Genomic DNA, 25,292 nt, shown 5'->3' on the forward strand with positions numbered 1-25,292 from the left:
CGAACATGCGCTTCGTGAAGCCGCTGGACGAGGCGCTCGTGCGGCAGCTCGCCGACACGCACGAGTTGCTGGTAACTGTCGAGGAAGGTTGCGTGATGGGCGGTGCCGGCTCGGCGTGCATCGAGTCCCTACAGGCGGCGGGGATAACCCGACCGGTATTACAATTAGGGCTTCCCGACCGTTTCATCGATCATGGCGATCCGACGAAGCTGCTTGCCGCATGCGGTTTGGATGCGGCGGGAATTGCCAGCGCGATCCGCGAGCGCCTGTCAACTGTGGAACGGCAAAAGCACGATGGCAATGCGAAAACGACCAAGCTCGTCGCATAAGCCTCGCCCGCAACGGCCGTTGCTGTTTCTCATTTAGAATCTGCGCGAGCGGCACGGGCCGTCTGGTCGGGCCGCCCGTGCTGGCGCTCCGACGCCGCCGTGAACCGAGGCGTGCGCCAGTGTCAAGGAATGCCAATGAACCAGATGAATCCCGCTTTTGTGATGCCTGATGTGCAGAGCACGCCAGATACCCGGCAGATCCCAATCCAACGGGTCGGCATCAGAGCGGTCCGCCATCCGCTGACGGTGAGGACTGCGCAAGGCGATGCGCAACCGACGGTGGGATCCTGGAATCTCAACGTGCTCCTTCCCGCCGAGCAGAAGGGCACGCACATGTCGCGCTTCATCGCGCTGCTGGACCAAGCGCAGACGCCGCTGGACATCGCTCATTTCCGCGCCATGCTGGCGACCATGCTCGAGAAGCTCGAAGCCACGGCGGGTCGCATCGAAGTCACATTTCCCTATTTCATCCGGAAAACGGCGCCTGTATCCGGCGTGCAAAGCCTGCTTGACTATGAAGTGACGCTTAGCGCCGACGCATGCGACGGTACTACACGCCTGTTTACCAAGGTATTGGTGCCGGTGACTAGCCTGTGCCCGTGTTCGAAAAAGATCTCTCAATACGGCGCGCACAATCAGCGTTCACATGTGACGATCTCCGCCGAATTAGTCGACGACGTGCCGGTTGAAGACCTGGTGCGGATGGCCGAGGAAGAGGCATCGTGTGAGTTGTGGGGGCTGTTGAAGCGTCCCGACGAGAAGTTTGTCACTGAGCGGGCGTACGATAACCCGAAGTTCGTCGAGGACTTGGTGCGCGATGTCGCGCAGCGGCTCAATGCCGATCCGCGGATCGTCGCCTATGTGCTCGAAGCCGAGAATTTTGAATCGATCCATAATCACAGTGCGTACGCGCTAATCGAGCACGACAAGCGGTGCTCGGACTAGCCCGCTTGCCCGACATTGGTGCCGGGCGGTCCCGGGTACGGGGTGCGTCGCGTCGTTGGCGCGCATGCGCCACGAATGCGTCGCACATCGCTGGACGAAGGTTCACGCGTCTACGGCGGACACTGCACCGGTCGTTATTAAAGGTGATTCAAGGTTATGCCGGTGGCTGCCGCGGTGTGACACCGGCGGTGGCCGAGTTCAGTTGCTACGCTGATTGTTGTCCCGGGTCGTTGATGGCACTCAAATCCCAGCGCGGCTTGACAGTGAACGCATACAACGTATTGGCTGCCGCGGGATTGCGTTGCAGGCGTAGTGCTCCCGCGAGCGCAATCATCGCGCCGTTATCGGTGCATAGTGCAAGGTCGGGATAGTACACATCGAAGCCGCGCTTGGCGGCAGCGGCACACAGCGCTTCGCGCAACTGGCGGTTCGCGCCAACCCCGCCGGCCACGACGAGCCGCTTCATGCCTGTGCGCTTGAGGGCGGCAACTGCCTTCGCGACCAGTACTTCGACCGCGGCATCAACAAAGCCGCGTGCCAAATCGGCTTTTGCCTGCTCGCAAACGTTCGAGCCGATTCGGCTCAGGTGCGTGAGAACCGCTGTCTTCAATCCACTGAAGCTGAAGTCCAGGTCGCCCGAATGCAGCATTGGGCGGGGCAATTCGACGGCGCCAGGCGTGCCGAACTCGGCCAGCCGCGAAACTTCCGGTCCCCCAGGGTAGTTCAGTCCGAGCAATTTTGCGGTCTTGTCGAACGCTTCACCCGCTGCATCGTCCAGTGTTTCGCCGAGCGTCTGGTAGTCGCCGACCTCGGCCACCCGCATCAGCTGCGTATGGCCGCCGGAGACCAGCAGCGCCACGAATGGAAACGGCGGTGGCGTTTGCGCGAGTAACGGCGACAGCAAGTGCCCCTCGAGATGGTGAATGCCGATGACCGGCTTGCTAAGCGCCAGCCCTAACGCATTCGCGATGCTGGCTCCAACGAGCAGCGCCCCGGCGAGCCCCGGCCCCTGCGTAAATGCAATCGCATCGATTGAGGTGCGCGCCACCTCGGCCTGCTGCAACACCTGCTCGAGCAGCGGCAGCGCGCGCCGGATATGGTCACGTGATGCGAGTTCTGGCACCACGCCGCCATAGTCGCGGTGCATGGCGATTTGCGAATGCAGTGCGTGTGCTAGCAGCCCGCGCCGGCTGTCGTACAGCGCGAGCCCGGTTTCATCACATGAGCTTTCGATACCGAGGACGAGCATGAGAATCGGACAAAAGGGTGATCGAGCCGGATGCGGCCCCATTTGCGCCACTGGCTTGCCAGATGGCCGGCACGGCGCGCGACGCCCGCAACGCAATCAATTAGTATAGCAGTGCGACCACCGACGTGGCTGGCAAGCCGGTAGAATGCGCGCCATGGAACACTTCGATATCGCCGTGATTGGCGCCGGCGCCGCCGGCATGATGTGTGCGGCTGTGGCCGGCCAGCTTGGGCGGCGTGTCGTGCTGATCGACCACGCACCGCGCGTTGCCGAGAAAATCCGGATTTCCGGCGGCGGGCGGTGCAATTTCACAAACCTGCAGGCGGACTGGACCCGCTACTTGTCCGAGAACCCGTCGTTTTGCCGCTCCGCGCTCGCCCGCTATACACCGCAGGATTTTCTGGCACTGTTGCGCACCCATCGTGTTCGGTGGCATGAAAAGCACAAGGGGCAACTTTTTTGCGACGATTCAAGCGAGACGATTATTGATGTGCTCAAGCGCGAATGCAGCACCGGCGGCGTCACGTGGCGCCATCCATTGCCGGTTGCGGACGTGGCCGTCGATACGATGGGGTTCGTGTTGAGCACGCATGCCAGCGCGCTGCACGCGCGGGCGCTCGTGGTGGCAACGGGTGGGCTGTCGATCCCGAAGATTGGGGCGAGCGACTTCGCGTACAGGCTCGCCAAACGCTTTGGTCATAAGCTTGTCGAGCCGCGTCCGGCGCTGGTGCCACTGACCTTCGCCGCCGCACACTGGGCGCCGTATGCGGCGCTGGCCGGAATATCGATGATGGCACGCGTATCAACAGGCGGCGACAAGCGGCGTGCCGAGTTCGTCGAGGACTTGCTGTTTACGCATCGCGGACTGTCCGGCCCCGGTATTTTGCAGATCTCCAGCTATTGGAACCCGGGGCATGCTGTGTCGATCGACCTATTGCCGTCGTTTGAGGTGGCCACTGCACTGCTTAACGCAAAAGCCGCGTCGCGTCGGCAATTGGCGAACCAGCTCGCTGAATGGATGCCGGCGCGGCTGGCGCAGTGCTGGGCGATCCAGCACCGCCTCCCGCCTCAGGCGCGGCTGGCCGATATTGCCGACAAGGCGCTGCATCGACTGGCCAGCGGGCTCCAGCAATGGACATTGACGCCGGATGGCACCGAAGGCTTTCGCAAGGCCGAGGTCACGCGCGGTGGCGTCGATACCCGTGAACTATCGTCGACCACGATGATGAGCAAGCGGATGCCGGGCCTGTACTTCATTGGCGAGGCGGTGGACGTGACCGGATGGCTGGGTGGGTACAATTTCCAGTGGGCGTGGTCATCTGGTGTCGCGGCGGGTCGGGCTGCCTCCGCCGCTGTTGTGCAACGTTAGCCGAGCGCTGAAGTTCGGCATTGCGTGCACGCACATCTGCTATACTTTCACACCTTTGGTGTGTGTTGGTGGGATGTGTCCCTTTTTCATACCTTGACTGGACATGACGACGATTCGCGTTAAAGAGAACGAGCCTTTTGAAGTTGCGATGCGCCGCTTCAAACGCACGATCGAAAAGAACGGGTTGTTGACCGAGTTGCGTGCGCGCGAGTTTTACGAGAAGCCGACCGCGGAGCGCAAGCGGAAAAAGGCAGCGGCGGTCAAGCGCCATTTTAAGCGTTTGCGCAGCCAGATGCTGCCGAAAAAGCTCTACTGATCCAGTATCGCGCCGACGCGGCAGTCGAGTTGGCGCGGTCACCCCGCAAACCTGCACCGCGTGTGCGTGCAGGGATGCTGCTGTGGCAGGCGCTGATGGGACCGCGTTGCTGCGCAGACCCGCTTGTGGATTGTGTCCCAAGCGGGTTTTTGTGTTAAACGTCGGTTACCGTATGTCACAATTCCATAGGCAAATCTGGGCCGTTGACGGCAATACGCATGAGCTTGAAAGATCGTATCAATGATGACATGAAGGCCGCGATGCGCGCCCGTGACAGCGAGCGGCTCGCGACCATCCGCTTGTTGCTGGCTGCGCTCAAGCAGCGTGAGGTGGACGAGCGCACGACGCTGGACGACACGGCGATCGTGACAGTCGTCGATAAGCTGATCAAGCAGCGCAAGGATTCGATTTCGCAGTTTCAGTCCGCCGGCCGTGAGGATTTGGTCGCGAAGGAATCGGCGGAGCTTGTGGTGCTGCAGCAGTACATGCCTGCCCAGCTGTCCGACGCCGACGTCGTCGCGCAGGTTCAGGACGCGATTGCGCAAACGGGCGCGGCCGGTCCCCAGGACATGGGCAAGGTCATGGCGCTGCTCAAGGGCAGGCTCGCGGGCCGTGCCGACATGACGGCGGTTTCCGCACAAGTGAAGGCGGCCTTGTCGGCAAAGTAGCCTTGCCGGGGCGACTGTGATTCCGCATTCATTCCTGCAAGACCTGCTAAACCGCGTCGATATCGTCGACGTGGTGGGGCGGTACGTGCAGTTGAAAAAGGGCGGGGCAAACTTCAATGGGCTGTGCCCGTTCCATAACGAAAAGAGTCCCTCGTTCACCGTCAGTCCGACCAAGCAGTTCTACCATTGCTTCGGCTGTGGCGCGCATGGCACCGCGATCGGTTTCCTGATGGAGCATGCCGGCTTGACGTTTCCCGAGGCTGTCGGTGAGCTGGCGCAGTCCGTTGGACTCACCGTTCCACACGAACCCGCGCCGGGTGCCTATGGCGGTGGAAGCCCGCCCGGACCGGGAAGCGGCACTGATCCGCCGCCTGCTAATGCCGGCACGGCGCGCGCGCTCGTTGACGTCATGCAGGTCGCGGCCGACTATTATCGCAAGCAGTTGCGGGGCGCGCCGGACGCGATCCAGTACCTGAAGAGACGGGGCTTGACCGGCGGGATTGCGCTGCGCTTCGGATTGGGTTATGCGCCGGATGGCTGGCAAAACCTCGAGGCGGCATTCGCGGACTATCGCGACGACGCGTTGCTCGAAGCAGGTCTGGTGATTGTCAGTGACAAGGCGTCGAGCAACGGCGAAGCGCGCCGCTACGATCGATTTCGCCAACGCATCATGTTCCCGATCCGCAACGTGCGCGGACAGGTGATCGGCTTCGGCGCACGCGTGCTTGATGGTGGCGGCGAGCCGAAGTATTTGAATTCGCCGGAAACGCCGCTATTTAACAAGGGAACTGAGTTGTACGGCCTGTTCGAGGCACGTCTTGCGATCCGCGAGAAGGGCTTCGTGCTGGTCGTGGAAGGTTACATGGACGTCGTTGCACTGGCGCAGTTGGGTTTTCCAAATGCGGTGGCGACGCTGGGCACCGCGTGCACGCCGGTGCATGTCCAAAAACTGATGCGGCAGACCGACACGGTGATCTTCAGCTTCGACGGTGACGTGGCGGGGCGGCGCGCCGCGCGGCGCGCGCTGGACGCATGCTTGCCGCATGCGGCGGACAATCGCACCATCCGTTTCCTGTTTCTGCCCGCGGAGCACGATCCGGACAGCTATATCCGCGAGCATGGCATGCAGGCATTTGCAGACCAGATCGGGCGGGCAATGCCGCTGTCGCAGTTCCTGCTCAACGAGGTGCTGGCGGACAAGGAGATCGACCAGCCGGAAGGGCGGGCCAAGGCGCTGTATGACGCCAAGCCACTGCTGCAAGCACTGCCGCCCAACGCGCTGAGGGCTCAAATCCTGCACATGCTGGCGGATCGGCTGGCGACGCCTGTTGAAGAAGTGGCGCAATTCTGTGAAATTGGCTCGCGCACCGCGCCCGCGGTGCGCGGTGCGCCGGCACGTGCCGATCGTCGTCGCGTTACCGGCCACGAGCATCGGGCACTACGCAACGTGATCATGTATCCGCGCATCGTCGCGATGCTCGATGTGCAGGATTGCGACACACTAGCCACGCTTGCCCGGCAGGGGGCCCTGTTTGCCGAGACGATCGCGCACGCGCGGCAACTGGGGGACGCGGCCGAATATCGGCTGTTGAAGGACCTGCTGCTTAATTCTCCGAATGCGCCGACGTATGAGGAAATCTTCCGGGAAATTCTGGTCTATGATGAAAACGTACGCGATTTGCTGCATGCGTCGCCGGACGACGACAGCGCGCAGCGGCGCGATGAGCAGGAACGGATCGCAGCTGACGAAGTCAGGGCGGTGGTCGCGAAGATGCGTTACGACGCTTGCTGCGAACGACTTGAAATTCTGTCTCGGCAGCCAAAATTGGAAGGAGAGCAGGCCAGGGAGTTCGCCGAGTTGTCGCAGCGGCGTGCCGAACTGAAGCGTCGGGCCATGGCGTTGGCGCTTACCGGAGGAGCTTGACCGCTGTGCTATAATTGAAGGTTTTCAGCGGGGTTGTTCCGGGCGTCGAGCTAGGGTGGAATCGCCATAGCAAAGACCGTAGGGTGGAAAAGAGGCTGGATCGGCTCGAAAGCGCAGGCCAGTGGCGGTAGACGACTCGGTCCGCGGCGAAACCGGCCCATTCCCACTGCGGCGTGTCAGCGAACATCGCGCGATCCACCCAGCGGGAAGCGACGAGGCGATCCTCCGCGACGGCGAAGTCCGCCGAGCAGGCCCGCGATGCGCGCGGCCGAGGCGTTCCCGAAGCGGGCAAGTCGGAAGGTCGTGGCGACCGGGTAACAGCCGGATTAGCCGCACTGAGAGAGTATCCACGGTTGAAGCGGCGGCCGTCGAAGAGCCGCAAGTCGAGACCAGAGCCGTAATGGCGACATCCATGACGAAAAAGCTGAACGAAGTACCAGTTGACGATGAAGCGGGCCAAATCGATGAGTCGGCCGGCTCGGCTGCGCCGGTAAAGGGTGAGAAGATCAAGGCGCGCGATCGCAGGGCCAAGGAAAAGGCGCTGCTGAAGGAGGCGTTTGCGTCTCACCAGCCGGGTACTGCCGAGGAGCTCGAGGAGCGCCGCTCGAAACTGCGCGCGCTGATCAAGCTGGGCAAGGAGCGCGGCTTCCTAACGTATGCTGAAATCAACGATCACCTACCGGACAATTTCGCGGAAACCGAGGCGATCGAGAGCATCATCAGCACGTTCAACGACATGGGCGTGGCGGTCTATGAACAGGCACCCGATGCGGAAACGCTGCTGCTCAACGACAACGCGCCGTCGGTGTCATCCGACGATGAAGTCGAAGAGGAGGCCGAGGTCGCGTTGTCGACGGTGGACTCTGAATTCGGCCGCACGACCGACCCGGTGCGCATGTACATGCGTGAGATGGGCACCGTCGAGCTGTTGACACGAGAAGGCGAGATCGAGATCGCCAAGCGTATCGAAGACGGCCTGAAGCACATGGTTCAGGCGATCTCGGCGTGCCCAACGACAATTGCGGACATCCTTGCGATGGCCGAGCGGGTCGCCAACGATGAAATCCGCGTGGACGAACTGGTCGATGGCCTGATCGATCCGAACGCGGAGGATGCGGACGGTTTTAGCGCGTCGGATGCGGACGAGATTGAGTCGGAAGCCGACGACGCTGACGAAGGTGACGAGGAAGAGGAAGAGGAGGACGAAGGTGCGGGAGCGGCCGCGGCCAGCGCCGCGCAGCTCGAGGCGCTGAAGCGTGCGTCGCTGGAGCGCTTTGCGCTGATCGGTGAGTGGTTCGACAAAATGCGTCGCGCGTACGAGAAGGAGGGCTATAAGTCCAAGTCGTATCTGAAGGCGCAAGAGGCGATCCAGGCTGAGTTGATGTCGATTCGCTTTACTGCCCGCACGGTTGAGCGGCTGTGCGACACGTTGCGCGCGCAGGTTGACGAGGTGCGTCAAGTGGAGCGCCAGATCTTACATATCGTCGTCGACAAGTGCGGGATGCCACGTGCGGAATTCATTGCGCGCTTCCCGAGCAACGAGACCAACCTAGACTGGGCCGAGCAGATTGTCGCCGAGGGGCATCCGTACAGCGCGGTGCTCGAGCGCAATATCCCGGCGATCCGCGAACAGCAGCAGCGTCTGATCGACTTACAGGCGCGTGTCGTGCTGCCGCTGAAGGACTTGAAGGAAACCAACCGTCAGATGGCGGCTGGCGAACTCAAGGCGCGGCAAGCCAAGCGCGAAATGACGGAGGCCAACTTACGGCTGGTCATTTCAATTGCGAAGAAGTATACGAACCGTGGCTTGCAGTTCCTGGATTTGATCCAGGAAGGCAATATCGGCTTGATGAAAGCGGTTGACAAGTTCGAATATCGACGGGGCTACAAATTCTCCACGTATGCGACGTGGTGGATTCGCCAAGCGATTACGCGGTCGATCGCGGATCAGGCACGCACGATTCGGATTCCGGTTCACATGATCGAGACGATCAATAAGATGAACCGGATCTCACGGCAAATCCTGCAAGAGACGGGGCTTGAGCCGGATCCGGCCACGCTCGCCGAAAAAATGGAGATGCCTGAGGACAAGATCCGCAAGATCATGAAGATCGCGAAGGAACCGATTTCGATGGAAACACCGATCGGCGACGACGACGATTCTCACCTGGGCGATTTCATCGAAGATAATAATACAGTGGCGCCGGCCGACGCGGCATTACACGCGAGTATGCGAGACGTCGTGAAAGACGTGCTGGACTCGTTGACGCCGCGCGAAGCAAAGGTATTGCGGATGCGCTTTGGCATTGAGATGAGCACGGACCATACGCTCGAGGAAGTCGGTAAGCAGTTCGACGTGACGCGTGAGCGAATCCGTCAGATCGAGGCGAAGGCGTTGCGCAAATTGCGTCATCCAAGTCGCTCGGATAAGCTAAAATCGTTTCTCGAAGGCAACTGAGTTCCATTTTGCGTCATAATTGCTGATCCGGGCCTCTAGCTCATGCTTGGTTAGAGCAGCGGACTCATAATCCGTTGGTGCCGTGTTCGACTCACGGGAGGCCCACCAATATCCACGCGGGTTTGCGCGCATGTCACGCAGCCCGCGTTTTTTTATGGTGGGGGAAATTTTGTCCGATCCGCGTGATGGCATCCCTCAAAGATTCGGTGGCCAGATGGGCGTAGCGCTGCGTGCTAGCGTGTGATTTATGCCCTAACACGGCTCCCACGGTATAGAGGTCTACGCGTTGATTGATCATCTGGCTGGCGGCGCTATGCCGCAGATCGTGGAAATGGAGCCAGTCCATGTCTCGGGCTTTGCGAGCTGCGCGGAAGTGCCTAGATAGTGTGCTCTGGTCTGGAAGTGCCACGCTGGCTGCGCTACGGATTTTAGGGTGTATTGGTACGTGCCTTGGCATTCCATTTTTAGTGTCGGGAATCATAAAAACATTCTTTTCTCTTTTGGCAAGCCTGATCTCAGACATGCGCATGCCGCTATAGAATGCAATCCGAATAGCGGCGCGAGTTGCTCTATGTTGCGTTGCTAGGCATAGCAAAAGCATTTCCTGCCGATCAATGTAAAACTGGCGCGCATTCCTTACTGCCGGAACTGTTACTCGTTCGGCTGGATCATGGTCGCACATATTATGTATCTTCCAAGCGTATCGGCATGCGCTGGTAAGGTAGCGGATGCGGTTACGAAGTGTTGCAGCTGATAGCGGCGTGCCATCTGCTTTCATAGCTTTTTGTCTATATTCGCTACAGGCGTCAGCAAGCGATGACAAAGGTTTACCCTCGTACGCCCAGAAAATCTGTGCAAGTTCGTGTTCGATATTGCTGCCAGATTTTAAAATTGGAACTCTATCTTTCAAATACACTTTTACTGCGTCTTCAATTAGGTACTCTGCACGTTGAACCTTTGTAGCAACTGCATAGAGGCGGGCGCTTTGTTGTCGCTCGAAAGCGTCCGCTTGGGCCTGATTCCACGCTTTCGGAAGTAGCTTTCTAGCCCGGATTCGTTTGCCATCGATATAACGGTCGAATTCAAAGATGAAACGACCGCGTTCCTTGTCTCGGTATATCGACATGATTGCAAGTACTCCTTTATGTCTGACTGGTTGAAGACGATGCGTTTTCCGATCCTAAAACACGGGATAGGTCCTCTGGGAGCGGCCAGATCATACACTTGGCGAAGCGATATCCCGAGGAAGTGGGCAGCATCCTTTGCATTGAATCGTTCCGATTGCATTTTTCTGTCACTCGACTTCCTTGCTAGAGGGGGCACACGCAGCGCAACTCGTGGATTGATGGCGTGTGCGCTTTTATTCATTTAACTGATTGATTTTAAACAAATTTTCTTGCCATCAATTGCCATCATTTAGGCATGGCAAGGGTCAAAAACTCGTGGCCTAAAAAATAGGCAGCGTCCGTAACTAATGGCAAAACGCACTTGACTCGTGGCAGCGCGTTGGGGCTGATTCCTTGCCTTCTTTGTACTCTTTCTTCTTCTTTTTCAATAAGTTAGAAAGAAAGAAGAAAGGGGCGAGGCGGGCCGGTGCAAAAACCAGACTCGTGGCAAAACCGGCCCAACTCGTGGCAAATCGAGCGTGACTCATGGCGGCACTCTTCTCAAGAATCAAAGACTTACGAGCGAGCGCCCTCCAAAACCACGATTCGCGTGCGCTGCCTGGGTGGTTCCCGCGCGGCAAAACCCGCGTGCGGCCCCGCGCCCGCGCCGCTCGCGGCGTTGTCCGGCCGTTTCGGCTCGCTAGGGAGTGGGGCAAAGCGAACCGAGTAGCGCTCGCGTGACGGTGCATGCCAATGGCTGCGCGCACTGGACAGCGCAATCTACGACCGCTATGCGACTGGATGAAATGAAGAAAGTGGCTACCGCTGCACGGTGGTCGCAAGGGCTGAAAGCGGTTCATACGTGCCCCCTTGCGAGCGCGTCGGTTGCCAAGTCTTCACGAATGGACACGTGCAGGCCGAAGCCGGTTAAGCGTTCGAGTGAGATCGGTGTGAGATACGGCACACGACGGGTATAGATGCGGCGCTCCACTTCCTTGTCGCCGACGACGACACCGGCGTGCTTGAGCTGCGCTTTGAACACGCGGTCGGACTTCACCGGAAGGCCGTTCCACTTATCCCGTAGGCTGCTTGTGTGCGCGATGTGGTCCATCACGTGACCGGTGCGCAGCAACAGACAGAATTCACCGTCGACAGTGTCGAACGTGAACGGGTGCTTGTAATTGCCGCCGTCGATTTCGGACAGCACCGTTTCCATGATCCAGACCCACGGCTCGCGGTCGGCGCTTGTTTCGGCAATGTGGCCGTTCATCTCGGTGAGGAGGTCGCGCGGGAAGTCGCCTTCGCTCGGGTCCATGCCGGCGAACTCGGTGAGGTAGCGCCAGGCGAGCGCGACAGCCGCGTAGTTACCGGCCATGCGCTTGGCGCCGTCGTCCTCGCCGCTCGCGCGGCAGTGGGCCAGCGCTATGTCGCGCAGCTTCGCGTATTGCTCAAGCACGGCCCGCTTGTTCAGGCTGGCGAGAAATTCGAGCCACTGCCGGAGCGGGAAGCGCGGTAGCTCGTCGGGTAGCAGCGGGCCGCGCTTGCCGGTCAATGTGGTGCGCACGAGTTTGCCGAGCAGACTGCGCACCGGGACGTCCTCGCCGGCCAGCATCACCGGCGCGCACAGCAGGTATTCAGTCATATCGGTGCCGCGGCGCGTGACGGTGTACTGGTAATTCTCTTGCAATAGCCCAACCGCCTTATCGATCACGTCCTGCCGGCGCGCGGACAGCTCTTCCCATCCGACCGGATGGCTCGTGTGGCTAATGCTGGTCAGCAGGCGAAATTCCGTTTGTAGCGACTGCCCGGAGAACATCGTGAACGCGAGCGAGCGTTCGAGCCGCTTGATTAGCGTTGACTTACCCGCGCCTTTGTTCGCCTGAATCGTGATATGTGGCCAGAAGCCGAGCAGCGCTTTCAGGTGGCCGCCGAGCGCCCACACGAGCGGGATCGTGGCGGCGTTCTGCTTAAACGTCATTTGGTAGGCGGTGATAACGCGGCGCGCGTCGCTGACCGGGCCGCTTGGGAACGTCAGGTTGTGATACGGACATTGTTTGTCCGCTTCGGTGAAATAGCAGTCTGGGCCTTCGTTGACGATCAGGCGGCCGTCGCGCCATGCGAGCCCGACGAAGTTTGCCGCCTGGCGCGCGCCGAGGTTGGCGCCGCGCTCCAGGATGTTCACCATGCGCTTGAACGGCGCTGGCGCCCAGATCGGGCCGAACTTGCTCCACTGATCGACGTTGTGCAGCTGATCGTCGAGCATTACGCGGCGGATGAGCTGCGCGCCGTGCCGCGGCGCCTGCACGGACACGGCGAAGTAGACGGTCGGCGCTTGGTCAGCGTCGCCCGTCATCGTCGAGGTCGCGCTCGCGACGGACACGCGGCTAATACCGGCGATGCGAAAGCCGCACAGATCCGTCATCACGGGCGTTTCAACGCCGGATTCCTCGTTGCGGTCCATCTTCGTGATGTAGCTGGTGAAGTCCGGGCGCACGCGAAAGCGCCAGTATTGCGCGAAGTCGTGCGACGGCAGAAAGATGCGTGGCCGGCCGCGGCGCGTGACGTCGCCGGCGAGACCCGCGATCAGCCAGGGCTCGAGTTGCTCAAGCGCGCGCGCCAGCTCGGCCGGGCCGCGCAGTTGCAGGTAGTCGTTCACGTCGTTGATCGGCTTGCGTGTCGTCTCGCCGTCCGCGAGGTCGGCGAGCCAGCCGGCCTGGTCAACGAGCACGGCACTGATGTTTAGGCTCGTGAGCCGCTCGTAGAGTGCCCACGCAGCTTCAGGCCCCGGCCGGTGGCCGGCGCGCGGGTGATCGTCCGAGAACGGCTCGTCGTTGTCTAGGCAAATCACAACTTGTTTGCCCCGCAGGAACGTGAAGTCGATGTCGTTGACGTTAGCGAGGCCGCGCAGCGCGAGCGCGGCTGTACTGGACATTGCGCAGGTGTCGATCGACAGCGCATTGATCGCGCTTTCGACGATGAACACGCGCTTCGCCGCGTCGAGCCGGCGAGGATCGGCGCTCCAGCCATAACCGGCCTTGTCGCCCTGCGTCTGCGTCTTGACGCCACCGTTGAGCGTGGGATCGACATAGCGCATGTCGATGGCGACGACGCGGCCGTCGCTCGGCGCGCGCACGATGAACGCGGCGGCCGGGCCAGCGTGGCCGACCTCGCCGGCGGCGACCTTCGAGCTTGTCCAGCTGTTGAAGCCGAGGGTGCGCGCGGCGATCGCCGCGTCAATGGCTGCGGCAGAGATACCGCGGCCACCGAGGTAGTCGCGTACGCGATCGCGTTCGGCGAGGCATCGATCGGCAATGTATTCGACGGTCGATTTCTCGCGGCGCTCGGCCGGCGTCGGCCGCTCGAGCGGGAGGCCGTAGGCGTCGTGCAGGTAGCGCACGGCATCGGCGACGGTGCCACCACGGGCATGGATCACCAAGTCGATGCACGAGCCGCCGGCGTCGGCGCTGTGGTCACGCCAGCCGGTGCCGTGCTTTGGGTGGTTCACGTAAATCGACAGGGACGGGCTCTTGTCTTCGTGCTGCGGGGAATGGTAGAGCGCCTTGTCGCCGCCGCGACCGCGCCTCAGGCCGAGCCGATCGGCGAGGTCGTGCAGGTCGATGCGTTGTTTCAGTTCGTCGATCGAGGCCATTGTGCTGGAGGTTGCTCAAGTAGTGGCATGGGATAGCGGCTCGGTTTGAATGGCTCGCCATGGCGGGGAGCCAAGCCGAGTGCACAGCGCGTCGGCAAGCTGCTCAAATCGCGTAGCGAGGCGAGCGCGTGGCGCCGCGTCGCACGGCGCCGCGCCGGTCAGACGTTCATGCGCGAGCCTGCGTCGAAGGGGCAAGCCGGTTGCACTCGATTGGATACGCCGCGCGTTGCAGATTGGCACGCGCGGCGCTCGCCTCATCGAGCCGGAACCGACCATGCCAGCGCGGTGATGAGGGCGCAGAGTGTAAAGATGCTGACGGTGAATGCGAGCATCGGACCGAGTAGCGGGTCGAGGCGACGCAGGAGGCTGTTAAGCGGGAGGTACAGCCCGGTCAATGAAAAGAGCAGCATAAGGAGTACTGCCGTGCAGAAAACGTAGAATTTCATGGTGGGGTTCCTGGTGAGTGCGCCGGCGGCCGGCGCGGTTGCGTTACTCGTCGTGGTCCTTGACGGTCGTACGTCGGCGGTGGGCTGTAGGCCGCTTCAGGTCAATTGAACGAGCCCGCATGGCACGCGCGGCGCTTTCCACTACACGACGAACAGCGGTGTGGCGCATGGCGGTATCGAAGTCCCCGACCATGCGAAGGCGTCGCCATGCGCGTCGCAGTTCGCTTTCTGAGATAGGTTTGTGCATTGATATCAATGCAGCGGCGTAACCATTGGCAGCAAAATGGGCATGCCGGCGGCGATGTCCCACTTGCAATGGATCAGATAGCCGAGCCTGCGCGCAGTACCCGCGAACACGAAGGGATCGATGTCGGCGTCCCAAAGGGTGCGCAAGTACTTCCGGCGCTGATCCATTGGCAGCGAGGCTGGATCGAAGGGAAGAACGAGAGGGGCAGAAGCGAGGGTGGCCATGCGGATCTCCTTTTCGTGGGCAAAAAAGGTCCCTCGCGCCGGCGCGGGCACGATGCGAGGGGAACGGGTTGAGTGACTTGGGCCGCTAGACCAGCAGTTCTAGCTGTTGCGCGAGCTGACTACGCACATGAGGCGACAGCGGCAGGTTCAATGACAAGTTGGGCATCGCAGACGGGGAGAGCGTGCGAGCAAACTCCATGTTCACGACATAAGTGTGGCCGCACTGCGCGTTGGTGCACTGGTAAGTGACCTCACGAAAGGTCAATGACATTTCGCGACTACTGCGCGCGTGGGCGCGGGTGCGGCAATGTGGGCAACGATTCAGGATCCGCATGTCGTCTTACTCCGGACGAGATACAGTGCGCGGCCGCGGCCGTTCGTGTGCTTTGCGGTGCGGCGCAAGCGTCGCTTCACGAGCCATTCGACGGTGGCGTCGATCGACGGCAGGCCGTGATGTTGGCGTACGCGTTCCAGCACGTTGCGGTCTGCATCGGGGATAAAAATGTCCGTGCTGGTATCCGGCATCGTAGGAGCTACTCATGGTGGGCGGTTAGGTGCCTTTGCTCAGGCACTGGCGTGGTCAAAAATGGAGGTTTGGCGTTCAGCCAGCAGTGCTGCGGCTTCGCGCATCGCCATTTCGCGGATCATCACCGCAAGCTGCTCACCTTGATAGTTCGCCAGGGCAGTCAACAACGCTTGCTCGTAGTCGTCGAAGCGAATGGTGTGTTTGTGGTTGCGAACGCGCTTTGGATCGGGGTACATGTGTGCTCCTCAATTCAACTGCGAACGGTGGTTTGAGGTGAGGTGGAAGCGGTACTGAAATGGCGTTTGCCGACGGAAATGAGTTCGCGTGCCATGCTCGAGATCGAGCGGTGGTGGTCTGCGGCGATTTGTTCGAGTTCGGCGCGTTCGGCGGACGTCAATCCAACGTAGACGAACCTGCCCGATAGCATGCCGCGCGGCGTGCGGCGTGGGCCTGTGGTGATGGTCATGGCCGGTATACTTTTACAGTTACTCTTGCGTTACGGTCAGCCCAGTTTGACGTCCATTTTTATGGATGTCAATACGTTTGATGGAATTTTAATGGATGGAATAGGGAAGCGGTTACGTAGCGAGCGGATGAGGTTGGGCCTAAGCCAGCCAGAATTTGCGGCGCTAGGTGGGCTGAAACACAAAACTCAGCTCAATTACGAAGCGGACGTCAGTGTGCCGGACGCGCGGTACCTGCTCGCGTTGCGCGAAGTAGGTGTTGATATTTGGTATGTACTAACGGGCGAGGTAAGCAGTTCATCACTTGCCGAAGAAGAAAGCGACGTCGTTGATGGCTATCGAAAGCTGAACGAAGCGGGAAAAGCCGCAGTTCAGACCTTTATTTCTAGTTGCGTCCGTACCGGATCAATGACGCTTGACGCCGACCCAACCTCGCCCGATAGACGAGTTAAACGCTTAGCCGAAAACCGGCGGGCAGCCCTTGATCAGCGCATGGCAGAAAATGTTGAGCGTGCAATGGCTGAGATTGAGCGGCAACGTAGAGAGCGTGCCGCGAAGAAAAAAAAAGGTTGAATCGTTGTTCGTGATTATTGGAGGGCGATTGTACGTCCTGAGCCTCGATGCTATATGGCACCGCTGCACATGGACTATTGATGCGCATAGCAATAGTGCAAAGCGCTTAGATTGAACGCTTTGCGTATTGCTCGACACACTAGCCATGCGATGGCGCGCATTGGCACAGTGTGACTGCAGCGTGTACAACAGGCGAAGTAATTTAGTGTGACTAGCAATTATTGCAGTGTTGCACGAACTCAGGATTGGTTTCGCGAAGCTTAAAGCTTTACTACGTATGTGCCGATATCGTGCTGCTATGCCGCTGATAGACGATTCATGCCTTGGTACTTTCAATTATTCTGTCTTGAATGCACGGCACAAACCAAAGTCCTATGCTAGAAGCGCCACCTACATATACTTTCAAACGCAGCATAGTACGATAAAGGATATGGGGCCATTACAGTTTACTCGCCGATTCAACTCGGCAGTTAGTTAGCATTGCAATTTATGGGGCATACTTACCACCTTGAAGCGATGCTAGGTGGTGAACGTGTAAGTAAAGGTCCAAAATATGTACACCGATATGAAGCAAATTGACGGTATGATCGGCGCGGCGACTGCGGCGGAGCGTGATGCTGGTGCTCGCCGAAAAAGGGTGTTAACTGAGCCGAGTACAGACTCGACTGCTGATACGCGTCTCGAGGTTCGCAACGCGATTGACGATGCGATGGAACTTACGACTCTTGCCCTTGAAACAGCACTCCAAGCGGTCACGTATTTGCACGTGGCGCGCGCGGCGCTGGCAGCAGAAGATGAAGGGCGTTTGCTGCGGGTCTCTCACGATGCGAATAAAGGCGTTGATTAGTAATCAAGCTGAGTTGTGGTAATGCAAGCAGTACTGTGAATTCTTCACAGGTCGCAAGACATCGCAGGCCGGCTTGACCGCCCACAAGGTTTCGTCTCTGAGGTCGAAAGCGGTAGTCGCCGGCTCGATGTGATTGAGCTGTTCAATTTTCTGCGTGCGCTCGAAGCCAATCCGCACAACTTCATCAAAAAGCTGATGTCCCACTCAGCGTCTTCGTTGCCGCGCTAAGGGCGGTTTTCTGCGCCTGTGGCCGCGGCGAACGGCGTGGACCTGTGGCGTGAGTCATGATCAGTATACTTCAACGATAGTCTTGCGATATGCAAGGCTAGTGCAATGAGCTGAAAAAATTCATAAATGAATAATGGGTAATTTATGTCACAAGTAGGCAGTCGCTTGCGAGACGAGCGTTTGCGGATCGGGCTCAGTCAGGACGAGTTTGCGTCTGTTGGCGGGGTCGCGAGACGCTCGCAATCCGCGTACGAAGCGGACGAGCGTTCGCCCGATGCTGACTACCTCTTAGCTGTTCGCGAGATAGGCGTTGACATCTGTTACGTGCTGACCGGCGAGCGGCACCAAGCCGAAAGCGGGAAGGTTGGGCAGGGTGACGTTGACGAAGCCGAAGTGCTTGCGATGTATCGACAGCTCAACGAAGTAGGAAAAGCGTCGATCCACGCATTTTTGCTGAGCTGTTTTAACACGGGTTCGATGCTTCAGACGGCGACGCCGCGACGCGCGAAGCGTCTAGCAGAGAATCGCCGTGCGACGCTTGATCAGCGTACTGCTGAGAACGTCGAACGGGCGAAATCGGAAATCGAGCGCTTGCGTCGCGAGCGGGCAGCTAAAGCAAAAAATAAGTAGCGCTGCTTTTACGGATATAGGGTCATCGACTTCTGGATTGGTTCAGGCCTGGTTGAGAGCGAACGCGCGGCATGCGATGACTTTTGCACTTCCGCACCCAGCTGTCGCGATACAGCTGGCTCCCCGCATAAAGTTCGCCTTGATAATTCGCCAGGGCAGTCAACAACGCCTGCTCGTAGTCGTCGAAGCGAATGGTGTGTTTGTGATTGCGAACGCGCTTTGGATCGGGGCACATGTGTGCTCCTCAATTCAACTGCGAACGGTGGTTTGAGGTGACGTGGAGGCGGCATTGAAATGGCGTTTGCCGACGGAAATGAGTTCGCGTGCCATGCTCGATATCGAGCGGTGGTAATAGGCGGCGATTTGCTCGAGTTCGGCGCGTTCGGCTTGTGTGAGTCCGACGTAAACGAACCGCCCCGATAGCATGCCACGCGGCGAGCGGCGTGGGCCTGTAGTGATAGTCATGATCGGTATACTTCAGCGCATAGTCTTGCATTACTGAAAACTGAATGTAATGCCATCAATTGGAAGCGTAAATATAAATGAATTCAAATGGAAGCATTTGGCACACGTCTTCGTGAAGAGCGGCTGCGTCTTGGGCTCAGTCAGGAAGAGTTTGCTGCCGTAGGGAAAGTAGGGCGAGGGGCGCAGGCAAATTACGAGTCCGGCGAGCGATCGCCCGATGCGAAGTACTTGGCTGCTGTCGCTGGGCTTGGGATCGACTTGCTTTACATAGTGACCGGGACCAGGCAGGCGGAATCCGGGTACCATGAAGCGGCACCTGCTGAAACCACTAGCGCCGAAGAGCGCGAATTGATTGAGAGCTACCGAAGCTTGACTGAAGTCGGGAAGGCCGCCCTGCAGGTGTTTCTCGCGACCTGTCTGAAGTCGCCCGGGATGAGTGCGACGTCGACGCCACGACGCGCGAAGCGTCTAGCAGAGAATCGCCGTGCGATGTTTGATCAGCGTACGGCTGAGAACGTCGACCGGGCAAAATTGGAAATCGAGCGCTTGCGTCGCGAGCGGGCAGCTAAAGCAAAAAATAAGTAGCGTTGCCTTAACAGATATAGGGTCATCGATTTCCGGATTAGTTTAGGTCCGGTCGAGAGCGGATGCGCGGCATGGGATGACTTTTGCACTTCCGCACCCAGCTGTCGCGATACAGCTGGCTCCCAGCATAAAGAAAGTAAGGACAGTTTACAGTTTTCTCTTCGCTAATGTAGTTGACAAGTGGACAGGCTTCTCATTCTGAGGCACGGTACCTTGGCGAGGAGCCCTGTCTGTGAATGTATAAGTGGGAGTTCAGAAAAATGCACAGCAACGCAAACCAAAACCGCGATGTAGCAGATATGATGTCGACCGCTGAGTGCCGCCCTGGCACTGGCTGTCCGGTGTTGGCGGCGTACCTGCATACCGATGTCGTATGCGATGAGCGGGCTAGCGCATGCGCCGCGGTAGACGAGGCAATGAGATCTGTCGGGCTCATGCTGGAAATTGCGCTCGAAGCGATGGCTAACCTACGTGACGCAAAGGACGCGCTGACACGGTATAACCAATGATAAAGCGCGTAGTTTGTCCAACGGTAGCATATCGCGGAATGCCGGCAGTGCGGCGGCAAGATGCCATCCACGATGCATTGTGATGGACGTGGTCCACACGACCCAGCGACGGGCCGTCTAGCGTCACCTTATTCGATAGCACTACGCCATATCGTTTAAGTTGGCGGAACGATAGGTCGGTAGACAGGAGTGTGGCGTGCCGAGCAAGCAATTCGAAACATTACTCGGTATAGGCTCCACATTTTTCTGCTGCTGTCTGCCGCGTTCGCGCGCCGATGCACGCAAGCCGATGCGTGCGAAGCGCGCCACGATACCTCAGATCGGATGCGTTTTGAGCCACTCGCGCAGCGCGTTGTTCATACGAGTTTGCCAGCCGTCACCGCTCGCCCGGAACTGCTGGAGCACGTCCGCGTCGTAACGGACCGTCACAGCGATTTTTGGCTGTTCCAGTTTCGGCCGTCCACCACGCCGCTTCATTTGCGCAAATTGTTCGTCAGTGGGCACGAACGTGTCGGGGTCAGCGGCAATGCCACGCTCGATCGCAGCTTCTTCCTGTGCAGTGTTACGAATCAAATTCGGTCGCTTGTTCATAGCGGCTAATCTCCCGGTTATTGGCTTTGCGAAGACTGATCACGCGAAACGTGTCGCCGCGCTGCGTAAACACCACGCAGTAAAGGCGCTCGTTGATTACCGAGTAACCAATCTCGCGTAGCTCGCCGTAGTCGGCACGATCGTCAGCGAAACACCAGACCATTGACCAATCGATAGAGTCGGCCAACTCCATCGAAACACCATGTTTGCATTTGTTGACTTCGTTTTTCGCGGGGTCAAAGATCACCTTCATTAGGATATTGTAGTAACAAAAACTCTCTGGCGCAACAGGTTTTTGTAGTTACGGGCCCCTGGGGAGACGTTTGGGTGTCTGCTCTGGATGTAACTTTAGTATGTCCCCGCGAGTTGCTGACTGAGCTGCGCAAACAACACGACTTACTGCAACAGGATGTGGCTGACCGGCTTGACCGCCCACAAGGTTTCGACTTTGAGGTCGAAAGCGGTATTCGCCGGCTCGATGTCGTGGAGGTGCTGGACTTTCTACGAGCGCTCGAAGCTGATCCGCATGACTTTATCGAAAAGCTGATATCCGGCTCAGCGTCTTCATTACCGCGCTAAGGGCGGTTTTCTGCGACCGTGGCCTAGCGCTGGCCTTTGCGGAAATGCGAGCGATGCCGATTGGTGGTGGCATCGCCGTGCACCTCCAGTTCGAGCGCCGTCGTGAATCCGGCTTCGCCGATCGTGTGCAGGGCCTGCTTCACAAGCCAGGGCGTTTCATCGATTTCCGGTTTGAAGCCTGACACCACGACGGGCATTTCGGGGAATAGCTCGGCGCGGCCGTGCGCCAGCGTGTAGCTTAACGTCGCCTGACTGCGCTGCATCCGGTTAAACTCGGCTTGCGCCGCCGCGCGTGCTTCTGCTTGCGTTGCGTAATCCTCGGGCAGCACCTTGACGTTCTTGTTGTTCTGGCCACCGACGATCACGGACTGGCGCTTTGCGCGCCCGTTTAAGTAGTAGTGCGCCCGCACGGCTGCGTAGTTTTCGCGCTCGGACACATGGTAGCGATGGCTGTCGCCACTGGCGCGCGTCAACTCGAGTACGTCGAGCTGCTTGCCGCTCGCCGTGTGTCCACTGCCGATCGGCATGAACAGCAAGTGCAGGTCTTTGACGTTCATCACCGAGTCATAGCGTTTGGCCAAGCGCGTGAGAAACGACATGTCAGATTCGTGCGTCTGGTCGATGTGCTCGATTAAGATTTGTGCGAGCGTGTCGCCGACCGCCGGAGTCAGCGAATAGCGCGCGGCGATGGTGCGCACGATCGAGCCGATTGTCTGCCGATGCCAGCTCTTCTCACGCCGCTCCTGCATGCCGCTGGTCATTGCCGCAGAACGTGCACGGACAGTGACGATGTCAGGGCTGCCGCTGTGCTCGACTTCGTTCACCACGAAGCTGCCTTTGTCGATCAGTGGCTCACCCACCCAGCCGATTGCCACCTTGATCAGCGCGCCGCGGTTTGGAATCGCCAGATCGTTTTTTGAATCGTCGAGCACGATGTCGACCGTGTCCGCTTCGTCCGATCGCGACTCCGACAGACACAGCGATACGAGCCGCGGCATAAATCGGCGCGACAGGTCACGGCCGTCCAACGAGATCCGATAGTCAGGCTGCGGATGATGACGCGCGATGCGCGGCGTGTGTTCGTTCGACGACGTCGTCATCAGAATCGGTTCTGGTGTCGCGTTGACCGGCCACGCTGCACGCGCAGCGCGTCATCATCGACGCGCTCGAGCGTCAACATAAATTCAATTTTGCGGGGCGTGCCGTCAACAGCGTGGTATGTCTGCGTCTCATCGAGTGCGGCGATCACGTATGCGCCGTAGACATGGCCTGCGCCGTCAACCAGCACGTAAGCCTCGCCGGTATGGGCCATAGCCGCGAGTTTGCGAATCGACGCGATCGAGCCGACCATCTCGGGCGCAACGAGCCCGTTGAGCGTGATGGTGTCCTCGCCCTCGCCGGCGAATTGGCGCGCGTCGCGCACACCGACGCGTGAGCTGGTCGGATGCTTCCACGTGCGCCGCCGCTGCAAATCATGGAACGGCGCGCTCGACAGGCTAAAGACAAACTGGTCAAGGGACATCAGCATGATCGAATCAATCGGAAAGGCGCGAGCCGGCGCGCGCTTGCTTGGCCCGCTCGCGGCGCTCGAGCGCCGCCTCGACGGCGCGTGCGATCGCCTGCGCGTCTTGCCCCGGCTGTGCGTAAATGTTGATGGTCACGGGCGAGGCAGGCTGCGGCGATGCCGGCGCATGGGCTGCCGGGGCCACCGCGAGCGGCGGCCGGCTGTCGATGGGCACGGTGGGCGACACGAGCGGCGCGACCGGCCCGGCGAGCGCCGCGTCCACCGAGAGCGCAGGCGTGCCGAACGACGTGACGGCGGTGGTCGCGAGGCTAAGCGCGGCTTTCGCGACGTGTTGCTGCTGCCCTTGCATGCCAAGCGCCGCGCCTTCGCTGACAAAGCCGCCGAGCGTCGCGAACACGCGGCTCGGGCTCTGGATACCGAGCTTGTCCTTAAACCAATCAATCGTGCTCGTGGCCACGCCCGCAATCGCTTCTCGCACCTTGTTCAGCCTGCCGGTGATACCGCCGACCAGCCCGTCAATCAAGTGTGCGCCAATTTCGCTCAAGCGCGTGCCGATGTCGCCAAACCAAGCGCCCATACCGCCCAGCTTCGATTTCACCCATTCGAGCGTCGCGTCCCATTTCGACTGGATCCAATCGAAAGCCGCACCGAATGCGCCCTTGATTGTCTGCCATAGCGCCGCGAATTTCGGCCCGAGCGTCTCCCAGTTTTGCCAGACGTAGAGAGCCGCGGTGGCGAGCAGCGAGATAAAGGCGAGCAGTGGGTGAGCCAGTGCGACACGGCCGAGCACCATGACGGCGCGGCCGAGCAGGGCGAAGGCTCGTGAAGCCACGGCAACGCCTTGCACCAGCGCGCTGCGCAGCAAAGATGCCAGTGCGCCGAAGACGGTGCGTAGCACCCCACCTTGGATGCCCAGCGTGGTCAGACTGAACCGCACGACGGCCAGCGGCCCAAGCACCCCGGCTAAAGCGATCGTGAACGTCCCGACGACGGCGAGCAGCGCAGCCAAACCAGCCGCAAACGCGACGATCACTTTCGTCGCTTCCGGGTGCGCTTGGATTGTCTTCAGCAGCTTGTCGGCAAGTTCGCGTGTCTTGTCCAATGCGGCGTTGTACATCGGGGCGACGCGCTCGCCGATTTCGTTTTTAAGATCGCGCAGCTTCGCGTAGGCGTCTAGCTCCTTGCCGCTCGTTTGCGCTTGAGCGAGCTGGTGCATGTCTTCGATGCCATACGCGCCTTGGCTAAGCTTCGCGCTTTTATGAATTTGGGCGCGCTGCAAGTACATCGTCGAGTACAGGTTAGCTGCGGTACGGTTCGTAAAAATTGAGCCGATCACGCTTAATACCTGCTTTTCTTCGGTGATGCCCTTTTTTTCCAGAGCAGGCAGCAGCGTTTGCTCCAACCATTCGAAGGGCGACGCCTTAAACTGCTGTGAATTGAGTAGCGCACCGTCAGAGAACTTCTTGACTCGCCCGAGCGGATCGTACTCGACCTTGTGCTGATCGAGCAGCCCCAGCGACATCAGCTTGCGCGACGCACGCACCGTCGTACGCCCTTCAATCAGGTTTTGGTAGCCCGACATGAGCGCTTGACCGACCGAATCGCCGCCCATTTCTTGGATCAGCGGTTCGAGCTGGTAATAGAATGCGTCCTGGCGCATCTGTTTTGCGGCGACGCCGCCGCGCTGGATGACGTTGCGCCACTCATCGCCGCCAACGCGCCCGCCGGTGGCCGACAACACTTTCTGCACGTAGTTGGCTTCGCGCTCGAATGCCGCTTGATCCTTTGTGCCGCCGCGCAGTTCGATGACTTTGAGCATGTTCATAAACTGCTCTTCATTCGCGTGCGCATCTTCGGCTCCGAACATCGCCTCACTGGCAAACTTCATTTTTGCCAGCGTTGGCAGCGCCATCTGTGCGTGGTGCTCGTCTGCGAAGATCGATAGCGCATCGCGCATCAGCGTCATGTTCTCCGCCGTGCTTACGCCCATCATCTTCATCGAGCGTACGTACTGCTCGGCATCCTGTGTCGCCTGCTCGCCCAGGCCTAGTGCCGTGATGCGCGCGCGCTCGGTCTGGACGCTCTTCGTTTCGTTGAGGGCTTGGCGCAGCCCGCCCAGCATCGGTGCGCCTGTGGCGCGTGCGGCGTAGCCACCGATCGCCATGCCGCCAGCCGCGCTTTGCAGTGCATGCATCTTGCCACGCGCCGCGCCCAGCCGCTTCTCGCGCTCGGCGATCGCTTCAAGCTGGCGCGTCTGCGATTGCATCGCCGCGGTCGTGGACGCGATGTTTGCGCGCAGCGCCCGCTCGTGCTGTGCAAGGTTGCGCGTGTGGATGCCTGTGCTGGCGAGTTCGCCGCGCAGCTCGCGCACGCGTGCTGACTGTTTTGCGTGCTCGCCAGATAGCCGCGCCGCGGCCCGCTTCGCTGCTTCGAAGTCAGCAATCATCTGGCGCGACGGTGGGCCGAACGCGTGCAACGAAGCCGCTAGGCTTTGGGCGCGCGCCCGCGCTTGATTGAGCTTTGACGCGGTCGCGGCTAGTCCCGTGCGCATTTGGCGAAACGACGCCACCGCCTCGTGTTGCTTGCCCAGCTCAGCAAGCTCAGCGCGCGTGTGCTTGAGCGACTGCGCGAGCCCCTTAGTGCTGTTGAGTATGGTTTTCAGGGGCCGGGTGCAATTGTCGATCATGTCGAACATGACCCGCAGTTTGAGCGCGTTGTCCATCGTCACGGGTGTTGGCTACGTATCCGGGCGCGCTCGCGCCAGTCCATCAACTCGGCAAGGCTCAAGCCGTCCATGTCGCGCGGCGCCCAACCAAAGACTGTCGCGATGTCGGCCATCG

General features: G+C 59.8%; 31 protein-coding genes, 1 tRNA gene and 2 pseudogenes. 14 read left to right on the plus strand and 20 right to left on the minus strand.

The window, feature by feature from the left end:
• Both KPG66_RS04105 and folE2 read left to right on the plus strand, forming a co-directional pair.
• On the plus strand, positions 1-329 hold a 329-nt coding region (locus KPG66_RS04105; RefSeq protein WP_272907026.1), incomplete at its 5' end, for a transketolase C-terminal domain-containing protein.
• A 135-nt stretch (positions 330-464) separates the two neighbouring features.
• On the plus strand, positions 465-1,274 hold the full coding sequence (gene folE2 / locus KPG66_RS04110) for a GTP cyclohydrolase FolE2 (protein ID WP_041753243.1): 810 nt from the start codon (positions 465-467) through the stop codon (positions 1,272-1,274).
• Positions 1,275-1,479: 205 nt separating this feature from the next.
• Here the strand turns inward: folE2 and tsaD are convergent, their stop codons facing one another.
• Positions 1,480-2,523 carry a tRNA (adenosine(37)-N6)-threonylcarbamoyltransferase complex transferase subunit TsaD gene (gene tsaD, locus KPG66_RS04115; RefSeq protein WP_041753244.1) on the minus strand — a complete coding sequence of 348 codons (1,044 nt, stop codon included), beginning with the start codon at positions 2,521-2,523 and terminating at the stop codon, positions 1,480-1,482.
• A gap of 139 nt (positions 2,524-2,662) precedes the next feature.
• Here tsaD and KPG66_RS04120 point away from each other — a divergent pair.
• The 6 genes and pseudogenes from KPG66_RS04120 to KPG66_RS04145 all read left to right on the plus strand — a co-directional run.
• Positions 2,663-3,892 (plus strand): annotated as a pseudogene (locus tag KPG66_RS04120) (NAD(P)/FAD-dependent oxidoreductase); the annotation flags it as partial.
• A gap of 103 nt (positions 3,893-3,995) precedes the next feature.
• On the plus strand, positions 3,996-4,208 hold the full coding sequence (gene rpsU, locus KPG66_RS04125) for a 30S ribosomal protein S21 (RefSeq protein ID WP_013434742.1): 213 nt from the start codon (positions 3,996-3,998) through the stop codon (positions 4,206-4,208).
• A gap of 218 nt (positions 4,209-4,426) precedes the next feature.
• The gene (locus KPG66_RS04130; protein ID WP_237070080.1) at positions 4,427-4,876 is read left to right on the plus strand and encodes a GatB/YqeY domain-containing protein; all 450 of its coding nucleotides are present in this window, start codon (positions 4,427-4,429) and stop codon (positions 4,874-4,876) included.
• 16 nt (positions 4,877-4,892) lie between these two features.
• On the plus strand, positions 4,893-6,800 hold the full coding sequence (dnaG, locus tag KPG66_RS04135; protein WP_237070081.1) for a DNA primase: 1,908 nt from the start codon (positions 4,893-4,895) through the stop codon (positions 6,798-6,800).
• 412 nt (positions 6,801-7,212) lie between these two features.
• On the plus strand, positions 7,213-9,258 hold the full coding sequence (gene rpoD / locus KPG66_RS04140) for an RNA polymerase sigma factor RpoD (RefSeq protein ID WP_041753247.1): 2,046 nt from the start codon (positions 7,213-7,215) through the stop codon (positions 9,256-9,258).
• Between the two features lie 29 nt (positions 9,259-9,287).
• A tRNA-Ile gene (locus KPG66_RS04145) sits at positions 9,288-9,366 on the plus strand.
• A gap of 25 nt (positions 9,367-9,391) precedes the next feature.
• Here the strand turns inward: KPG66_RS04145 and KPG66_RS04150 are convergent.
• From KPG66_RS04150 to KPG66_RS04190, 11 genes and pseudogenes are all read right to left on the minus strand, one after another.
• Positions 9,392-10,384 (minus strand): tyrosine-type recombinase/integrase, encoded by a 993-nt coding sequence (locus KPG66_RS04150; protein ID WP_237070082.1) that lies wholly within the window; start codon positions 10,382-10,384, stop codon positions 9,392-9,394.
• Between the two features lie 53 nt (positions 10,385-10,437).
• Positions 10,438-10,626: pseudogene (locus KPG66_RS17865) on the minus strand (hypothetical protein); the annotation flags it as partial.
• Positions 10,627-10,729: 103 nt separating this feature from the next.
• Positions 10,730-10,912, minus strand: a complete 183-nt coding sequence (locus KPG66_RS04155; protein WP_237070083.1) for a hypothetical protein — start codon at positions 10,910-10,912, stop codon at positions 10,730-10,732.
• A gap of 308 nt (positions 10,913-11,220) precedes the next feature.
• Positions 11,221-14,013: a toprim domain-containing protein gene (locus KPG66_RS04160; protein WP_237070084.1), complete on the minus strand. Its 2,793-nt coding sequence runs from the start codon at positions 14,011-14,013 to the stop codon at positions 11,221-11,223.
• Between the two features lie 254 nt (positions 14,014-14,267).
• On the minus strand, positions 14,268-14,459 hold the full coding sequence (locus KPG66_RS04165) for a hypothetical protein (protein WP_237070085.1): 192 nt from the start codon (positions 14,457-14,459) through the stop codon (positions 14,268-14,270).
• 43 nt (positions 14,460-14,502) lie between these two features.
• Complete coding sequence (locus KPG66_RS17870; RefSeq protein WP_422392532.1) at positions 14,503-14,706, minus strand: hypothetical protein; 204 nt, start codon at positions 14,704-14,706, stop codon at positions 14,503-14,505.
• Between the two features lie 5 nt (positions 14,707-14,711).
• Positions 14,712-14,930, minus strand: coding sequence for a hypothetical protein (locus tag KPG66_RS04170; protein WP_237070086.1), 219 nt, complete (start codon positions 14,928-14,930; stop codon positions 14,712-14,714).
• Positions 14,931-15,015: 85 nt separating this feature from the next.
• A complete protein-coding gene (locus KPG66_RS04175; RefSeq protein WP_237070087.1) occupies positions 15,016-15,264 on the minus strand; it encodes an ogr/Delta-like zinc finger family protein in 249 nt (82 codons plus the stop codon).
• Positions 15,252-15,455 (minus strand): hypothetical protein, encoded by a 204-nt coding sequence (locus tag KPG66_RS04180; RefSeq protein ID WP_237070088.1) that lies wholly within the window; start codon positions 15,453-15,455, stop codon positions 15,252-15,254. Before KPG66_RS04180 ends, KPG66_RS04175 begins: the two co-directional genes overlap by 13 nt.
• A 39-nt stretch (positions 15,456-15,494) precedes the next feature.
• Complete coding sequence (locus KPG66_RS04185; RefSeq protein ID WP_237070089.1) at positions 15,495-15,692, minus strand: hypothetical protein; 198 nt, start codon at positions 15,690-15,692, stop codon at positions 15,495-15,497.
• 14 nt (positions 15,693-15,706) lie between these two features.
• On the minus strand, positions 15,707-15,922 hold the full coding sequence (locus KPG66_RS04190) for a hypothetical protein (RefSeq protein WP_237070090.1): 216 nt from the start codon (positions 15,920-15,922) through the stop codon (positions 15,707-15,709).
• 61 nt (positions 15,923-15,983) lie between these two features.
• On the opposite strand from KPG66_RS04190, the gene KPG66_RS04195 reads away from it, so the two are divergent.
• Both KPG66_RS04195 and KPG66_RS04200 read left to right on the plus strand, forming a co-directional pair.
• Positions 15,984-16,493 (plus strand): helix-turn-helix domain-containing protein, encoded by a 510-nt coding sequence (locus KPG66_RS04195; protein ID WP_336886347.1) that lies wholly within the window; start codon positions 15,984-15,986, stop codon positions 16,491-16,493.
• Positions 16,494-17,046: 553 nt separating this feature from the next.
• Complete coding sequence (locus tag KPG66_RS04200) at positions 17,047-17,340, plus strand: hypothetical protein (protein ID WP_237070091.1); 294 nt, start codon at positions 17,047-17,049, stop codon at positions 17,338-17,340.
• A gap of 3 nt (positions 17,341-17,343) precedes the next feature.
• Here KPG66_RS04200 and KPG66_RS04205 read toward each other — a convergent pair whose 3' ends face one another.
• The gene (locus tag KPG66_RS04205; RefSeq protein WP_237070092.1) at positions 17,344-17,544 is read right to left on the minus strand and encodes a hypothetical protein; all 201 of its coding nucleotides are present in this window, start codon (positions 17,542-17,544) and stop codon (positions 17,344-17,346) included.
• Between the two features lie 168 nt (positions 17,545-17,712).
• Here KPG66_RS04205 and KPG66_RS04210 point away from each other — a divergent pair, with 168 nt between their 5' ends.
• Positions 17,713-18,198, plus strand: a complete 486-nt coding sequence (locus KPG66_RS04210) for a helix-turn-helix domain-containing protein (RefSeq protein WP_237070093.1) — start codon at positions 17,713-17,715, stop codon at positions 18,196-18,198.
• A gap of 249 nt (positions 18,199-18,447) precedes the next feature.
• Here the strand turns inward: KPG66_RS04210 and KPG66_RS04215 are convergent, their stop codons facing one another.
• On the minus strand, positions 18,448-18,663 hold the full coding sequence (locus KPG66_RS04215) for a hypothetical protein (RefSeq protein WP_237070094.1): 216 nt from the start codon (positions 18,661-18,663) through the stop codon (positions 18,448-18,450).
• Between the two features lie 87 nt (positions 18,664-18,750).
• Between KPG66_RS04215 and KPG66_RS04220 the strand changes: the two genes are divergently transcribed.
• Positions 18,751-19,248 carry a helix-turn-helix domain-containing protein gene (locus tag KPG66_RS04220; RefSeq protein ID WP_237070095.1) on the plus strand — a complete coding sequence of 166 codons (498 nt, stop codon included), beginning with the start codon at positions 18,751-18,753 and terminating at the stop codon, positions 19,246-19,248.
• Positions 19,249-19,550: 302 nt separating this feature from the next.
• Entirely contained in the window at positions 19,551-19,757 is a 207-nt protein-coding gene (locus KPG66_RS04225) for a hypothetical protein (RefSeq protein WP_237070096.1), read from the plus strand.
• Between the two features lie 315 nt (positions 19,758-20,072).
• Here KPG66_RS04225 and KPG66_RS04230 read toward each other — a convergent pair whose 3' ends face one another.
• Positions 20,073-20,348, minus strand: coding sequence for a BrnA antitoxin family protein (locus KPG66_RS04230; protein WP_237070097.1), 276 nt, complete (start codon positions 20,346-20,348; stop codon positions 20,073-20,075).
• Entirely contained in the window at positions 20,320-20,601 is a 282-nt protein-coding gene (locus KPG66_RS04235) for a BrnT family toxin (RefSeq protein ID WP_237070098.1), read from the minus strand. Before KPG66_RS04235 ends, KPG66_RS04230 begins: the two co-directional genes overlap by 29 nt.
• 113 nt (positions 20,602-20,714) lie before the next feature.
• Here KPG66_RS04235 and KPG66_RS04240 point away from each other — a divergent pair, with 113 nt between their 5' ends.
• Positions 20,715-20,927 (plus strand): XRE family transcriptional regulator, encoded by a 213-nt coding sequence (locus KPG66_RS04240; RefSeq protein ID WP_237070099.1) that lies wholly within the window; start codon positions 20,715-20,717, stop codon positions 20,925-20,927.
• A gap of 23 nt (positions 20,928-20,950) precedes the next feature.
• On the opposite strand, the gene KPG66_RS04245 is transcribed toward KPG66_RS04240, so the two are convergent.
• Genes KPG66_RS04245 through KPG66_RS04260 form a run of 4 tightly spaced genes read right to left on the minus strand, consistent with a single transcriptional unit; the run spans position 20,951 to position 25,290 of the window.
• Complete coding sequence (locus KPG66_RS04245) at positions 20,951-22,027, minus strand: phage late control D family protein (protein WP_237070100.1); 1,077 nt, start codon at positions 22,025-22,027, stop codon at positions 20,951-20,953.
• Positions 22,027-22,455: a phage tail protein gene (locus KPG66_RS04250; protein ID WP_237070101.1), complete on the minus strand. Its 429-nt coding sequence runs from the start codon at positions 22,453-22,455 to the stop codon at positions 22,027-22,029. Before KPG66_RS04250 ends, KPG66_RS04245 begins: the two co-directional genes overlap by 1 nt.
• Positions 22,456-22,462: 7 nt before the next feature.
• Positions 22,463-25,174, minus strand: coding sequence for a phage tail tape measure protein (locus KPG66_RS04255; RefSeq protein WP_237070102.1), 2,712 nt, complete (start codon positions 25,172-25,174; stop codon positions 22,463-22,465).
• Positions 25,175-25,176: 2 nt separating this feature from the next.
• On the minus strand, positions 25,177-25,290 hold the full coding sequence (locus KPG66_RS04260) for a GpE family phage tail protein (RefSeq protein WP_076785735.1): 114 nt from the start codon (positions 25,288-25,290) through the stop codon (positions 25,177-25,179).
• Between the last annotated feature and the right edge of the window lie 2 nt (positions 25,291-25,292).

Origin of the sequence: Mycetohabitans sp. B2 (assembly GCF_021733735.1) — a bacterium.
GTDB lineage: Bacteria > Pseudomonadota > Gammaproteobacteria > Burkholderiales > Burkholderiaceae > Mycetohabitans > Mycetohabitans rhizoxinica.